General features: G+C 64.0%; 13 protein-coding genes. 3 read left to right on the top strand and 10 right to left on the bottom strand.

Features of this window, described 5'->3' with window-relative positions:
- Window positions 1–89 precede the first annotated feature (89 nt).
- The 8 genes from AC6JA3_RS04930 to AC6JA3_RS04895 form a co-directional block, all read right to left on the bottom strand.
- Window positions 90–1,412 carry an IniB N-terminal domain-containing protein gene (locus AC6JA3_RS04930; protein WP_347782725.1) on the bottom strand — a complete coding sequence of 441 codons (1,323 nt, stop codon included), beginning with the start codon at window positions 1,410–1,412 and terminating at the stop codon, window positions 90–92.
- Between the two features lie 175 nt (window positions 1,413–1,587).
- A complete protein-coding gene (locus AC6JA3_RS04925; protein WP_347782724.1) occupies window positions 1,588–3,648 on the bottom strand; it encodes a LuxR C-terminal-related transcriptional regulator in 2,061 nt (686 codons plus the stop codon).
- Window positions 3,649–3,651: 3 nt separating this feature from the next.
- Window positions 3,652–5,757, bottom strand: coding sequence for an Hsp70 family protein (locus AC6JA3_RS04920; RefSeq protein WP_497919930.1), 2,106 nt, complete (start codon window positions 5,755–5,757; stop codon window positions 3,652–3,654).
- Between the two features lie 219 nt (window positions 5,758–5,976).
- Window positions 5,977–7,044 (bottom strand): c-type cytochrome biogenesis protein CcsB, encoded by a 1,068-nt coding sequence (gene ccsB / locus AC6JA3_RS04915; protein WP_347782722.1) that lies wholly within the window; start codon window positions 7,042–7,044, stop codon window positions 5,977–5,979.
- Entirely contained in the window at window positions 7,044–8,759 is a 1,716-nt protein-coding gene (resB, locus tag AC6JA3_RS04910) for a cytochrome c biogenesis protein ResB (protein WP_347782721.1), read from the bottom strand. Before resB ends, ccsB begins: the two co-directional genes overlap by 1 nt.
- The gene (locus tag AC6JA3_RS04905) at window positions 8,759–9,514 is read right to left on the bottom strand and encodes a cytochrome c biogenesis CcdA family protein (RefSeq protein ID WP_026541310.1); all 756 of its coding nucleotides are present in this window, start codon (window positions 9,512–9,514) and stop codon (window positions 8,759–8,761) included. Before AC6JA3_RS04905 ends, resB begins: the two co-directional genes overlap by 1 nt.
- A gap of 6 nt (window positions 9,515–9,520) precedes the next feature.
- Window positions 9,521–10,126, bottom strand: a complete 606-nt coding sequence (locus AC6JA3_RS04900) for a TlpA family protein disulfide reductase (RefSeq protein WP_347782720.1) — start codon at window positions 10,124–10,126, stop codon at window positions 9,521–9,523.
- A 3-nt stretch (window positions 10,127–10,129) separates the two neighbouring features.
- Window positions 10,130–10,795, bottom strand: a complete 666-nt coding sequence (locus AC6JA3_RS04895) for a histidine phosphatase family protein (RefSeq protein WP_026546509.1) — start codon at window positions 10,793–10,795, stop codon at window positions 10,130–10,132.
- Window positions 10,796–11,002: 207 nt separating this feature from the next.
- Between AC6JA3_RS04895 and AC6JA3_RS04890 the strand changes: the two genes are divergently transcribed.
- The 3 genes from AC6JA3_RS04890 to AC6JA3_RS04880 all read left to right on the top strand — a co-directional run bounded on the left by AC6JA3_RS04890 (window position 11,003) and on the right by AC6JA3_RS04880 (window position 13,483).
- On the top strand, window positions 11,003–11,554 hold the full coding sequence (locus tag AC6JA3_RS04890) for a YceI family protein (protein ID WP_026541313.1): 552 nt from the start codon (window positions 11,003–11,005) through the stop codon (window positions 11,552–11,554).
- Between the two features lie 190 nt (window positions 11,555–11,744).
- Window positions 11,745–12,458 carry a hypothetical protein gene (locus AC6JA3_RS04885; RefSeq protein WP_081733343.1) on the top strand — a complete coding sequence of 238 codons (714 nt, stop codon included), beginning with the start codon at window positions 11,745–11,747 and terminating at the stop codon, window positions 12,456–12,458.
- A 275-nt stretch (window positions 12,459–12,733) separates the two neighbouring features.
- On the top strand, window positions 12,734–13,483 hold the full coding sequence (locus AC6JA3_RS04880; protein ID WP_026546510.1) for a hypothetical protein: 750 nt from the start codon (window positions 12,734–12,736) through the stop codon (window positions 13,481–13,483).
- A gap of 44 nt (window positions 13,484–13,527) precedes the next feature.
- Here AC6JA3_RS04880 and AC6JA3_RS04875 read toward each other — a convergent pair whose 3' ends face one another.
- Both AC6JA3_RS04875 and AC6JA3_RS04870 read right to left on the bottom strand, forming a co-directional pair.
- Window positions 13,528–14,235, bottom strand: a complete 708-nt coding sequence (locus AC6JA3_RS04875) for a redox-sensing transcriptional repressor Rex (RefSeq protein ID WP_431768457.1) — start codon at window positions 14,233–14,235, stop codon at window positions 13,528–13,530.
- Between the two features lie 76 nt (window positions 14,236–14,311).
- The gene (locus AC6JA3_RS04870) at window positions 14,312–14,566 is read right to left on the bottom strand and encodes a glutaredoxin family protein (RefSeq protein WP_026541317.1); all 255 of its coding nucleotides are present in this window, start codon (window positions 14,564–14,566) and stop codon (window positions 14,312–14,314) included.
- Window positions 14,567–14,655: the final 89 nt, after the last annotated feature.

Raw genomic sequence — 14,655 nt, 5'->3', positions numbered from 1 at the left:
AAGTGCCCGGCAGACGGTGAACTGTCTGCCGGGCACTGCTGGGGGTACTTCGCGTCGCAGTCTTCGCTGCGGTGTCTGGATCTTCGGAGCTAGTCGATTTCTACGTCGTTGTCCGCTACGACAATGGAATCCGTGATCTCGTTGTACTCCACGTCCACGTCTTCGACCTCCAGGTTGGTGGAGTTGTCGAACTCGAGTTCGTTGTCCGCAACCACCACGTTGTCCTCGATGTTGGTGTATTCAACATCCAACTCGTTGTCCTGGATCACGGTGGAGTCGTAGTTGACCTGGACGTCCTCCACGTTCACCGTGGTGGAGTTGTCCGGCGAGTACTCAAGATCCAGCTCGTTGTCCTGGACCACCACGGAGTCGTTGATGAGCTGGACGTCCTCAACATCCACGTCCACGTCCGTGGAGTTGTCATTGAAGGAATCCGAGACGTTGACCGAGTTGTTCGAGTTGTCCGTGTGGGTGGAGTTGTCCTCGTTGAAGGAGTCCTCGATCTCCACGTCAACATCAACATCGGTGTTGTAGGAGTCCTTGGTCACCGAGTTGTCCGAATTGTCGTTGAAGGAATCCTTGACCTCGATGTCCGTGTTGCCCACCTCAACGTCCCCGGGGCCGGACTCGTTGATGGTCATTGAGTTGTCGGTCGAATGATCGTCGGTATTGGTGGTTGTAGTCGTGGTGGTGGTGTTGCCGGAATGGCTGACGTCGTCACCGGCTGCAATGGCACCGTCGCCCGATGCCGTAACGGCGTCCTGGTTGAAGAGCTGCGTGACGTCGCCGTCGGCCCAGATGTTCTGGTTGACCGATTGGTCCACAATAGTGTCGCGGTCATCAATGGTGGTGGTGTAGGAGTAGTTGTTCACCACGTGGACCAGCTGCTGAACGGCATGGGCATGGTCGTCGTGGTCCTCATGGCCACCGCCGCCGCCACCGCCGTGGCCGTGGTCCTCATCATCGTCGTCATGGCCGCCCCAGCCACCACCGCCGCCGCCACCGCCGTGACCGTGATCGTCATCGTCGTCGTCATGGCCACCCCAGCCACCACCGCCACCGCTACCGCTACCGCCGTGATCGTCATCGTCGTCGTCATGGCCACCCCAGCCACCACCGCCACCGCTACCGCCGTGATCGTCATCGTCGTCGTGCTGGCCGCCCCAGCTGCCACCGCCCGTGGAGGCGTGGTTGCCGCCGGTGTTGTATTCGCGGTCGAACGATGAACGGGCGTTGATGGGTGCGTAGTCCAGGACTACGGGACGAACAGCGTCGACGTCGGCGGATGAAACGTCACGGAGGCCCGCAGCGGCAAGTGCTGCTTCGGGATCCCGGACAAAGTCCTCTGCGGCGTCGGGATCGTTGAACAGGCTCATCAGGAACTGCACGAGCTGTTGTGCGAGTGTTGGCATTGGAGTGCTCCCTCAAATTCTGTGATGGGTGGTGAATGGCCCGGCGCCTTTGCCGGGCTCCCCTTCAAGCTATGACCGGGGCGGGGAACGGGGAATCGGGGGTGGTCCCCCTACTGCCGGCAACACCGTTAGGGGATTGCGGTGATTCCCGTTAGGGGGTTGAGGGGGTTGCCGGTCAGGGAGGCGGGTACCCCTCCCCCAATGCCAGGCGCAGACGGACCAGGAGTTCCGAGCGGTTTTCTGCCCCGAGGCGTCGCCGCATGCGTGCCACATGGTGCTCTGCCGTGCGTGGTGAAATGTAGATGGCTTCACCGATTTCCCGGTAGGTCTTCCCTTCCAGGAGAAGCCGCGCCACTTCACGTTCCCTGGCACTGAGCCCTGAAGCATCCCCTTGGTTGATGGGGTCCGGAACGGTGGTTCCCGCAACGTCACGGTGGAGTTCATCCGCCTGCTCGCTGCTCCCACCCGACTGGACGCCCTGGGGATGGAGGTCCCTGGCACAGGCCAGCAACCGCACCATATCGCGGCGCTCCTCTGCGTGCGCCGCAGCATGGCCGGCCAGCCTGGCCCCTTCCCAGGGCATCCCGACGGCGGCCAACCCGCGGGCCGCCGCTTCGACGTCGGGCGCTTCAAACCGGCCGGCCAGCACCGAAACCCACGCTTTACCCCCAGCGGCCAGAACAGAGGCCAGGTGGCTGTGTTCGGAAGCCCGGACCAGCGCAGCAGCGTGCGGCGCGAGATCCGTGGGACTTTCGCTCAGCAGCGCAGCCTGGACCGCCGCCCAATGCAACGGCACCGACCACAGCGGCGGATTTCCCAGCCTCCTCAGGAGTTCCCACGCACCATCCAAATAGTGTGAGACCCGGTGGGCCTCCCTCAACCGCGCGGCGGAAATCATCAGCTCGCCCCATGGCAGCAGGCTGTACAGGTCCACCGATACGTGCATCATGGCTTCCCGGGCCCTGTCCCAAGCCAGGACCAGCCCGTGCACTTCGGTGCCCCGCCGTGCCAACCCCACTTCCAGCGCTGCCAGCAGCAGCTCATCGCGGGGCGCCAAGGGCCAATGGTTCGCCTTGACGGCCTCGTTGATGGCCAATCGTGCCTCGTCGGCGTTGTCCTGCTGCATGGCGGACCATGCCTGCAGGAGGAACAGCCGTGGACGCGCGACAACCCCGCCCTGGCCCGCGGCCAAGGCGGCCCGGAGCACGTTGTCCGCCACCGCAGGTTCCCCGCTGTGGAGGGCGCACAGAGCGGCCAAAGCACCCGGAGTCTCCGGCAAGGGAATAGCGGCGGCTGAGGCATTCATCATGTCCGACGCCCTGATGAGCTCCGGCAGCGCCAGGTGGGGCGCGGGTCCAAGGGTCTGCCGAAGGCCTTCCTGGGTGAGGGTCAATGCCACCGCGAGGAGGGTCGGGGACCCCCCAGTCCTGCCGGATGCCAGCATCTCTTCGGCTTGTACCACGTTTCCGGAACCGATCAGGGCCACAGCGGCCAGCGGCGCAGACCCCTCCAGCCTGTCCGGTCCCAGCCAGCTGTAGGTATCAGCACTCCGGTTCAACATGCCGCGCTGGGCCCATACCGCGGCGGCCACGTCCACCCCCAATCGAAGGTCAGGTGGCTCCGGCAGGGCAAGTAGCCTGTCCACAATCCTTCCGGCACCGTCCAGGTCTCCCGTGGCGGCCAACGCCTGGGCCCGTTTGGCGGCGTTCTCCAGCTTGCTGTTTCCTGCGAGTACTGCCTCGGCGTAGAGATCCACGGCAAGTCGCGGATCACTGTCGAGGAGATCATTGGCGGTCGCTTCAAGTTCCGCGGCAACGCGGGCGTCCTGCAGCCCACTCCTGGCAAGGTCCCGTGCGAGGTCGCCCAAGGGCCGGCCTTCGTGGAGGTGCTTGTCCACCAGCTCCCTCTGCAGCGCCCGGATGCGGGTGGTCGGGGTCCCTTGGAGCAAGGCGTATTGCGCCGTACCCACCACTGAACCGTCGGCCAGCAGCAACCCTGCGTCCCTGGCTGCGGTGATGACCCCTTCCAGTCCGTCATGGGCTTCCAATCGCTCCGGCAGGGGCGAGGGAAGGGTGAACCCCACGGACAGGGCCAACAACAATTCGCGGACCATCGCAGACCCGCCGGACAACTCCGTCAGGTGCGGGGGGACTTCATCATTGGGGAGGGAATCCATGAGGGGGTGATCGTGGAGCCCGGGCGGAAAGTGCCGTGGCTGATGGTCATGTCCCGTCATGGGCTAGACCGCCGACAACAGCGCTGGATCCGCAACGGGGACGGTCTGCGTGGGTGCGGGATCGGCTGTGGCGGGCGGCGGTACCGGATCCGGCGCGGGCTCCGGTGATGCCGGGGGCGGGGCCTGGGTGATGCTCGGCTCAGGCTGGGGCAGCGTCGGCTCCGGCGACGGCGGTGGAGGTGGTGGTGGAGGCGGCGGGCTGACCGGGTCCGTGGGTGTGGCAGGCGGAATGCTGGGTTCAGTGACCGGAGGCGGAGTGGTGGGAGTCGAGGTGGGAGGAGGGTCGGTGGGACCACTGGCAGCGCCGCCCGTAGGTGCGGGCGTAGGGGTGCCGGTTCCCGGAGTGCCGGGCGTCCCCGTGGTGGGGGTACCCGTTCCGGGTGTTCCGGTGCCGGGTGTTCCGGCGCCCGGGGTTCCGGTGCCCGGGGCAGGAGTGGCGGTGCTGCCCGTTCCACCGGTAGCCGCACCCGGTGAGTTGCCAGAGCCCGCACCGGCTGGGTTGCCAGTGGCCGATCCCCCGGCGGATCCTGTGCCCGTCCCGGCGCTTCCGGTCCCAGGCCGGACGGGTCCCCTCCCCGTTCCGGCCCTCGTGGCGCCGTTCCTGGCGCTGGCTTCAAGTCCCGGTCCTGGGTTACGTACCACCGGTGTCTCACCGGTGCTTCCTGCTCCCGCTCCGCTGCCCCCGCCACCGGAGGCTGCCGGACCGCCGTCGCGCATGACATCGGCAGCCTGGTTGCCGAACATCGTTGCCAGCAGCCCTCCGGCGTCGGGGCTTTGCGCAGCGGTGGCTGTAGCAATGGTCAGCACCGCCGCAGCTGCTGCGGCTGCCGCAGCCATCCGAACGCGAGGCCGTGATGTTGTGTGCCGGGTAGGTGAGCTGGAGGCGTTCCTCAAGGCGGCCAAAGCCGGCGGTCGCATGATCCCCGACGGCCGGCGCAGCGCGTCATCGGACGGTACCGGCCCCACCGCCGGCGCTGTGGCAGCCGCCGACACTACGGCAGCCGCCTGGCCTGTGGCTTCAACCATGCCCGCCGCAGCCGCCATGCCCGCAGCAGCCACTGCCGCGCCGAGGCAGATGGAGGACTTCGGATCGGCGTCGACGGCGATGGGCCGGCCAAGTTCGACCGAAATCATCTCAGCCACCAAGGGAATGCGGGATGAGCCTCCGATGAGCAGTACGGCACGCAAATCCTGCGCGTCCACGTTGATGCCCTGCAGGCTTCGTTCCAAGGCTTCCACCGTTTCCCGGAGGGGTGCCTCGATCAGTTCTTCGAATTCGGCCCGGACCAGGCGGACGGACTGCTGGGTTCCTGGAAGGGAAACGGCCACGCTGGACTCGCTGTCCATGGACAGCGCCTCTTTGGCTTCGCGGCATTCCCGCCGCAGCCGCGCCAGGGCTGCCAGGGTTTCCGGTGTCATCGGATCCATGTCCGCCGCAGGGCTCACGTGTCCCATGACGTGGCGCAGGACGGCTGCGTCAAAATCAGCCCCGCCAAGGGTTTCGATACCGTCGGGACGGCCCAGCAACTCAAAGTTCCCGGCTCCGGCTTTACGGAGAATGGCGGTGTCAAAGGTGCCGCCACCTAGGTCGTACACAGCGATGATGCTGCCATCTTCCACCCGTGTCTGGGAGGCGTAGTGCAGGGCCGCCGCTTCCGGCTCGCTGATCAGGGTGATGTCCGGCAAGCCCGCCAGGTCCAGGGCAGCCAGGACTGAAGAGACACGATGCGCGCCCCAGGCGGCGGGGTGCGTCATGATGATCGACGACGGTTCCGAACCCTCACGCTCCCGCGCCCTGTCCACCACCCAACCGGCCATGGTGGCGTACACGTCCTCGGCCGTAAGCCATCTCTCGCCAACAGCGAGGGGAACGGAATCCCCGATCCTGCGCTTGAATTCACGCACCATGTGGTGGGGATCGTCCAGACCCCGACGTTCAGCTGCCTCGCCTACCAACACCCGGCCGTCGTCGGCGTAGAACAGCACGGAGGGTACTGCACTGCCGTGCAAACCCAGCGGCAGGACTTCCGGTGGCGTGCCTTGATCGGGCCTGGCAAGGGCTGCAGCGGTAAAACTCGTCCCGACGTCAATGGCGAGAACATAGCTCATGGGTACCTCGAAAGAAACACGGCGCAACGCTGGCGGACTGCATCACAAGCGGGTTCTGAACAAGTTAGCACTAGCTTTAGACAGGAAAAAGGCTTGTTTAGTGCACCGTTTTGACGTTTCTCAGAGGTTCGGGCCCGAGCCTGGGACAACGCCCCTGCTCAGGCCCGGAATGGGACTCAAGGCCGGATTCGGATCCAGGCCCGTATTTAGGACCCGGTTTTAGAGCCCGGAGTAGGAATGCAGGCCGTTTAGCGTCGTGTTCACCAGCGTGAAGTTAAGAATGACGCAGACATACCCGATGATTGACAACCACGCTGCACGGGTTCCAGTCCAACCACGGGTGGCCCGCGCGTGCAGGTAGCCCGCATAGACCACCCAGATCACGAAGGTCCAAACTTCCTTGGGGTCCCAGCCCCAGAAGCGACCCCAGGCCTTCTCGGCCCAGATGGCGCCGAACATGAGGGTGAAGGTCCAGCCGATGAACGCAATGGCGTTGATCCGGTATGCAAGGTTCTCAAGGCTCAGCGCGTTCGGGACCAAGCGCATGAACGCCAGCTTGTCCTCACGCCCGGCGGCCAAAGTCTTCTGACGGCGCGATTGAATCAACTGCAACACAGACATTGCGAACGTCAGGGTGAACAGTGCTGAGGACAGCACGGCGATGGACACGTGGATGATCAGCCAGTAGCTCTGCAGCGCCGGAACCAGGTGACCCACCGGGGTCCAGAAAGCAACGGAGGCCGCAACCAGCATGATGATGGCCAGGCCGATCACGAACGTGCCCAGGAAGCGCAGGTCGCGGCGGATGAGGACAATCAGGAACACGGCAACGGCAACAAAGGCACCGGTAGTGAGGAACTCGTACATGTTGCCCCACGGCACACGGCCGGCACCGAAGGCACGGGTGACCACGCCCGCGCCGTGAATCAGGACTCCCAGGACCGTCAACGCCACGGCCACGCGGGCAGGGGCGCGTCGTTCGCCGGCGTATTTCATGTCGCCGGCGGCGGTGCCGCCTTCAGCGGTGAGAGCCGACGTCGGACGCTCGGCACGACCTGCCGGCCCACCGGCGTCGGGACTTCCCAAGCCTCCCGCGACGCGGCCTGCAGCAACCGTCACCTTGTGGTCGGCGTTGCTGGCCGCGGCCTTCTGGTCCACGGCGCGGAGCATCTTGCTGCTCTTAGCCAGGTCCCAGGCAAAGGCGATGAACGCCACGGTGTACGTTCCGGCGGCCAACAGCATGAACAGCTCGCTGTACTGGCCCAGGGTTTCGTTGATGGCTGGCATTACTGGTCCTTCGAGGTTGAGGAAGATCCTGCTGTAGTTGTTGCGGTGTCCTGCGTCTGTGGAATATTCCATTCCCGGGCAAAGATCTCGCGAAGTGCCGCGGCTTCGCCGGCCAGGCGGTGGTCTTCACCGCGGGCCAGCAGGCCGTACTCCACCATGGTGCGGCCGTCCGCGTGGGTTCCGCTGCGGACCCAGACGCGGCGGCGGTTGATGTAGAGCGACGTGATCAGGCCGGCGACCGCGAGTAAGCCGAAGATCAACGCGTAAAGCTGGCCCGGGTTGTGGTGGATATCCATACCTATGTACTTCTTGACGCCATCGAAGGTGATGCTGCCCTTGCCTTCGGGCAGGTCCACGGTAGCCCCAGGCGTCAAGGTGATGCCGCCAGCATCGAGGTTGCGGGCGTTGAGCGGTTTCAAGTCCTTGACGTCCAGTTCGAACACGTTCTGGGGCACGCCCTTGTCCAGGCCGAGGTCTCCGTAGAAGGAATTCAGGCTCAGCTGGGGGTTGAAGAGTTCCGGGGAAGCGCTGAACGAGGTGCCGTTCTCGCTGAGAAACGCCGTGGGCAGGAAGAAGCCCACGAAACCAAGTTGTTCGGGCTTGGCGTCCGGGACCTTGATGACCACCGACGAGTAGTAGTTGTCGCCCTGGACCTTGGCCGTTACGGGACCTTGGAAGGAAACATTGCCTTCACCGTCCCGGACAGTGACCATGGGGGCGTAGCCATTTCCTGTCAGGTAGAGGCTGGTGCCGCCGAGGGATACGGGGTCGTTGACCTTGAGGGTTTCCTTCTTGGCCGGCGCATCCGGAGTTTCCTTGGTAGTGACCTCGGCCGTGTAATCGATGGGCTGGCCTGCCTTGCCCGGGGATTCGCGGTCGAACGTGGCCTCGAACTTATCCAATTGGACGGAGTACGGCTGCAGCGCGCTGCTTTGGAAGTTGGTGCCCGGCGTGAATTGGTCGTAGCCCACCAAGGTGTTGACGAAGGTGTCGCCCTCAACCAAGATGCGCTGGCCGCTATACCCGAAGAGACCACCGATGGCCACGGACACCAGCACTCCGATCAACGAAGTGTGGAACACCAGGTTGCCCACTTCCTTCAGGAAGCCGCGCTCGGCACCCAAGGACGGCAGGGCGCCGTCGACGTCCCTGACTTCAACGCGGTAGCCGCGCTTCTTGAGCAGCCCGGCGGCATCGTTGATGGCCTTCGACGCCGGGATCCCGGCGTCGGCGGGCAGCGCCAGTGTGCCGTACTCCGGCAGGCGCGAAAGGCGCTTGGGGGTGCGCGGCGGCTGGGACTTCATGGCCTTGTAGTGGGCAATTGCGCGGGGAGTGACACAGCCGATCAGGGAGATGAACAGCAGGATATAGATGGCGGAGAACCAAGCGGACGAGTAGACGTCGTACATCTGGAGGGCATCCAGGATCTGGCCCATGGTCGGATTCTCGCTGATGCGTTGTGTCACGAGGGACGGATTCGCGGGCCGCTGCGGGAACAGGGACCCCGGGACCGCGCCGACTGCAAGCAGGAGCAGCAGGAACAACGCAGTGCGCATGCTGGTCAGCTGGGTCCATGCCCACCGGAGCATGTCTTTGAACCCGAGGGCGGGCAGGGCTGCCTCGGACTTGGCCTGCTGGAGCTTGCCATCCGCTGCGTTCCCAGTGGCGCTTTCAGCGGACGGTGACTTCTTCTTGGCTTTCACGGACTCGCTCATCAGATTGGCAACTTCACATCGTTTTGGAACCAGTACTGCAACTCGGTCACCCAGGTTCCCCACACGCCGGTGGCCATCAGGATGCCGAGCAAAATCAGGATGCCCCCGCCAATCCGCTGGATGGCCAGCCGATGCTTCCGGAAGAAGGACATGACTCCCATGCCACGGCGGACGGCCAGGGCGATCAGGAGGAACGGGATGCCCAATCCGAGGCTGTAGACGAAGGCCAGGAGCGCACCCTTTGCCGCCGATGAACCACCGGACAGGCTCAGCAACTGTACCGCGGAGTACGTCGGGCCAATGCAGGGCGCCCAACCCAGGCCGAAGGTCAGCCCCAGGAGCGGTGCACCCCACAGTCCGGCCGGAGGCTTGGCATGGATCTTCGCATCACGCTGCAGCCAGCCGAAGCCACCCATGAACACTATGCCCATGATGATCACCAGGATGCCCAGCAGTTGGGTTATCCAGGCATTCTGCGGACCGGTCAGCAAGGTACCCAACTGCCCGAACGCGCCGCCCAGGAGGACAAAAATCACCGAGAAACCAAGGACGAACAACCCGATACCGGCGAGCATGCGGCCACGCCGCTGCTTTTGGAGGTCGACGCCGGTGAGTCCGGTGACGTAGCCAAGGTACCCGGGCACCAGGGGCAGCACGCACGGCGAAAGGAAGGAGACCAGCCCGGCCAGCAAGGCCACCGGCACAGCCAGCAGCAGCGATCCGTTGAGGATCGTCTCGGCGAAGGGACTGTTCATGGGGCGCTACTCAGCCACTGCTGAAGTGATGAGGGCTTTCAAGGTGCTCTTCTCAATCTCCCCGAGTACGCGGGAGGCAACCTTGCCTTCCTTGTCCAGGACAAGGGTGGTGGGTACCGCGCCCGGGGGCACAATGCCGGATACGGACAGCAGCACTGCCCCGTCCTTGTCGTTGAAGCTCGGGTAGGTGATGTTGAAGGTCTTGTCGAACGCTTCAGCCGTGGCTTGTTCATCGCGGAGGTTGACGCCGAAGAACTGGACTCCCTGGTCCTTGAAGTCCTGGTGGAGGGCCTCAAGCTGGGGAGCTTCGATGCGGCACGGAGCGCAGGCGGCAAACCAGAAGTTCAGGACGGTGACTTTGCCTTGGAGATCCTCGGGCTTTACCGCTTGGCCGTTAAAGAGGGTGCCTTTGAGGGCCACGGGTGCGGCACGGTCAGCCTTGGCGAACTCCGTCACCGAGCCGTCGCCGGCCACGTAGTTCTTGTTGTCGCCGGCTTTGGCCTGCTTGGCAAGGGAATCCTCCTGCGCGCACGCGGACAGGCCCATGGTCAGTCCTGCGAGGAGGACGCCGCCGGCAGCCAACGCGCCACGGCGTGAAAGGTTGTTGTCCATTGTTTATGCCCCCGGGGTGCTGGCCGCGCCGGGAAGCAGGACGGCAGCAGGTTCGGTGTACTCGACCCGCACGATCTTTCCGTTCCCGTCCAGGGTCAACGACGTCAGGGAGGTAAGGGTGCACTCGCGCTTGCGGGGGTCGTGGGCCAGTCGGCGCCCTTCTGCGGTCAACCGGGTGGACCAAATAGGGAGCTGGTGGCTCACCAGGATGGCTTCGGCGCCATCACCGCCCAGTTCAATTGCCTTGGCCCTGGCGTCCTCAACGGCAGCCAGCATCCGCGCCGCTTGCTGTTTGTACGGCTCGCCCCAGGAAGGACGCAGTGGATTGCGGAAGTAGACCCAGTGCTTGGGCTTCAGGAACTCACTCTTGGTGGGGTGCAGTCCCTCGAAGTGGTTCTCTGCCTCGATGATGCGCGGCTCGGTAGTGATCTCCAGGTCCAACGCCTCTGAAGTAGGCATGGCCGTTTCCTGCGCACGGGTAAGCGGCGAGGCCACCAAGTGGACGATCTTGGCACCCTGGCCGGCGCGCGCCACAAAGTGGTCGGCCAACATCCGGGCCATCTCCCGGCCACGTTCGGAGAGGTGGAATTCCGGCAGGCGACCGTACAGGACGCCGTCGGGATTATGGACCTCGCCATGGCGAAGCAGGTGGACAGTTGCTTGGGGCATGTTTACCAGTTTCTCAAAGAAGCGGGGCGATCCGAAATCTTCTACCGCTAGTAGAACTCAAAGTTTTTCCGAAATGTTCCCCGGAGTTGGAATAAAAGATGCATATGCATGTTTATACTGGACACGAAGCTCGGTTGACGTTTCAAGCAATCGACCAGACCGGGCAAGCACGCAGTACCTACCAATCGATATAGGAGCAACACCATGATGACTCTCCCCGCTTCCGTCACCACCGGCACCTGGACCCTCGACGCTTCCCACAGCGAGATCGGCTTCACCGTCCGTCACGCAGGCATCAGCAAGGTCCGCGGCCAGTTCAAGGACGCATCGGCCACCCTCGAGGTCGGCGAAACCCTGGCCGACTCCAAGGTCACCGCCACCATCCAGACCGCCAGCTTCGACTCCGGCGATGTCAACCGCGACGGCCACGTCAAGGGCGAAGACTTCTTCGACGTCGAGAAGTTCCCCGAGATCACCTTCGTTTCCCGCCACGTCAAGGCCAACGGAAACAGCTTCGACCTCGTGGGCGATCTCACAATCAAGGGCGTCACCAAGGAGGTCTCCATCGAAACCGAATTCAACGGCGTAGCAGTGGACCCCTTCGGTAACACCCGCGCCGGCGTCTCCGGCGAAACCACCATCAGCCGCAAGGACTTCGGCCTCACCTGGAACGCAGTCCTCGAAGCCGGTGGCGTCCTGGTCAGCGACAAGGTGGTCATCAACCTGGAACTCGCATTCATCGCACCGGCAGCTGCATAGTCTTCGGGCTTTCCGCACGGTTCCACCACGACGGCGCCACCCACAGTCCCCGCCTTTGGCCGGCTGTGGGTGGCGCCGTTTCGCATATCCGGAAGTCACCCCGCAATTGTTCGGCAAAAAGCCTGTATTCAGCTGCGAGTTGGCTGCGAAGTTCCTATGCAACCTTCAACCTGCGGTCTACAGTGATGCCATGAGTACCCCAGACGAAGCACCACAGCCACAGCAGCCCGGCTCCCAGCCTCCGCAGCCGGGCAATGTTCCTCCTGCGGGTTACCAGCCTCCGCAGGGCTACCAGCCACCCCAGGGTTACCAGCCGCCGTCGCAACCCGGGCAGTATTCACAGCCCAACCAAGGACAGGCCGGCCCACCCCCCGCGGGTCCAGGGCAACCCGGTCCCGGGCAGCCCGGATTCCACTTCGAAATGCCAACCGACGGTCCCCGCAACTTCAACGACGTCATGCCCCAGGGCGGCTTCTCGGGAATGTTCAAGACCCAGGGCCTTCCCACCGAGCTGAAGGTTTCCTACTTCATCTGGGTGATCTCCGGGCTCCTGGGCCTGCTGTTTGGACTCATTGGGTTCTTCGCGATCATCGCCCTCTTCGCGTTCGCCCCCGGAGTTGCCGCGATCCTGCTGATCATCCTCATTCTCTCCCTCGCCGTGGCCGCTGCGCAGGTAATTCTGGCCATGAAGATGAAGGAAGGAAAAGAGTGGGCCCGCCTGGCATTGACCGTCGTGGCCGTCATCTCCTTGCTGCTCACCATCTTCAGTGCCGCCAGCGCCGGAGGGTCCAGTACAGGCCTCGGCAGCAACTGGTTCGGCTTCCTCGTCAGCGCGGTAGCCGTGGTGCTGATGTGGCTCCCCAATTCCCAACTCTGGTTCAAGGCAGTCAAGGGTCACGCATAGCGCTGACGCAACTGCCGTCGTCGTTCGCTGAACGGCTACCTGGAGCAGAAGGCCGCGGTAAATCCTCCGGATCGCCGCGGCCTTCATCATGCGCGGCCTTCATCATGAAGGCGTAAGCCAACATGATGATTTTTGCCGTCCGCTGGAAATACCTGCGTGGGATCACCTTCAGCGTCAGAGCCGGAAGGTACGGTGGAAGCAGAACCACGCTGGGGGCAGGGTCATTTTGCTGATCCCGGCGGCCGCACCAGCAGTCGAACAAGCAAAGGAATGCCATGAGCAACCCTCCGTACCCGCCGTCAAACCCGGGCGATGCCAACCAGCCCCAGCAGCCGGACACCCAGCCCGCCGCTCCGTCCGCGCCCCAATACGGCCAGCAGAGCCCTGCAGCACCGCAGTACGGGCAGCCTTCCGCGCCCCAGTACGGCCAGCAGAGCCCGGCAGCACCGCAGTACGGCCAACAGTCTTCTCCCTATGGCCAGGCTCCTGCCGCACCGCAGTACGGGCAGGACACCAGCTGGCCCAGCCAGCAGCCCGGCCCCACCGCCGTGCCGCCCATGGTCAACTACGCCTTCTGGATGATCATTGCGGCAGGCATTCTCTCCGCGATCAGCTCGCTGCTGCTGGCTACCACCGGTGCTGACGCCTTTATCAACGCCATGAACCAGCAGGCGGGCCAGCAAGGCACTGAGCTTCCCGAAGGGTCCCTGGAAGGCATGCGGGGCGTGATCGGTGTGAGCGCCATCGTCGGAGCAATCGTGGGCCTTGGCCTCTACGCACTGGTCGCTTTCCCCGTCCGCAAGGGCAAGAACTGGGCCAGGATCCTCGGCACCGTCTTCGCGGCGATCTCCGTCCTGGGCCTCACCAGCCTGTTCCAGTTCGGCGCCACCTACGGCATCTTGCAGCTCATCGTGATCCTGCTGGGTGTTGCGGCGATCGTCATGCTGTACCTGCCGGCGTCGGCCCCTTATTTCCGCAAGGCGCAGCCGTTCGGCAACACGTACCAGAACCCCTACGGCCGCTAAAGACGCAGCCTTAGAAAACCCTGCGGGCGCGGACCCGGCGAAGGCTATACAGCGTGGCCCGGTGTCTGCGCCCGTTGTGCGTGATAGGCCAAAATCTGCAGTTCCGTGGCCATATCCACTTTGCGGAGGTTCACGTGCGGAGGGACCTGCAACAGCACCGGCGCGAAGCTGAGGATGCTCCGGATGCCGGCGGCAATGACGCGGTCGCACACAGCCTGTGCCACGGTCGCCGGCAGCGCCAGCACCACCATGTTGGTGTGGGTACGCTCCAGGACCCGCTCAAGTTCGGCGGAGTCACTGACACGCAGCCAGCCAACTTCATTGCCGATCACCATGGGGTCGGCGTCGAAAATAGCTACAACGTCGAAGCCCCGGGACTCGAACCCGCCATACCTGGCCAGGGCTTTGCCGAGGTTACCGGCGCCAACAATGGCGACCTTCCAGTCATGGGTCAGGCCCAGAGCGGCCGCAATGTGGCGGCTAAGGTATTGGACTTCGTAGCCGACACCGCGTGTCCCATAAGACCCCGCGTAGGAAAGGTCCTTGCGGAGCGTGGACGAACTGACCCCTGAGGCCTCCGCCAGCGCCTCCGACGACACCCGCTCCACGCCCTCGGCCAGCAAAGAGTTGAGCGCGCGCAAATAGAGGGTCATCCGGGCCACAGCCGCGGGCGGGATCTGCTTGGCGGCAGGTTCGTTGTCCCCGGTTACAGCTTCCGGGGACGGTTCCAGCGCAGTCACGGTATTCTCCATTGCGTCGCTTTGTTGTTCCACTCTATGACCCCCGGCCGGACTCAACAAAAGCCATTACTTGCGGGTAATCCTGCTTTCAGCCCTCCAGGACCTTCTTCAGGGTGCGCGTAAGCCGGTCCTCGTCGATCTTCCAAAAATCACGTTGGATCCCATCAACCAGCACTACGGGAATCTCCTCGGCAAAGCGTTCCTGCAACCGGGGATCGTCGTCGATCCGTTGTTCAGTCCATTGCACGCCCAGGCTTGTGGTGACACGCTCGACGGCGGCACGCGCCTCCGTGCACAGGTGGCAGTCAGCTTTGGTGAGGAGGACGACGTCGGGAATAGCCATGCCTCAAAGGTACCGTCCAACCGTCTCCCACATCCCCCACCCACCGGACGCACCCTCTCTCACATCCCCCACCTTCAAGCGGTTCACCC

The organism is Arthrobacter sp. TmtSoilC79 (assembly GCF_059739405.1).
Note: the sequence above shows the minus strand (reverse complement) of the source record. Positions and strands in the feature narration are given on the sequence as shown.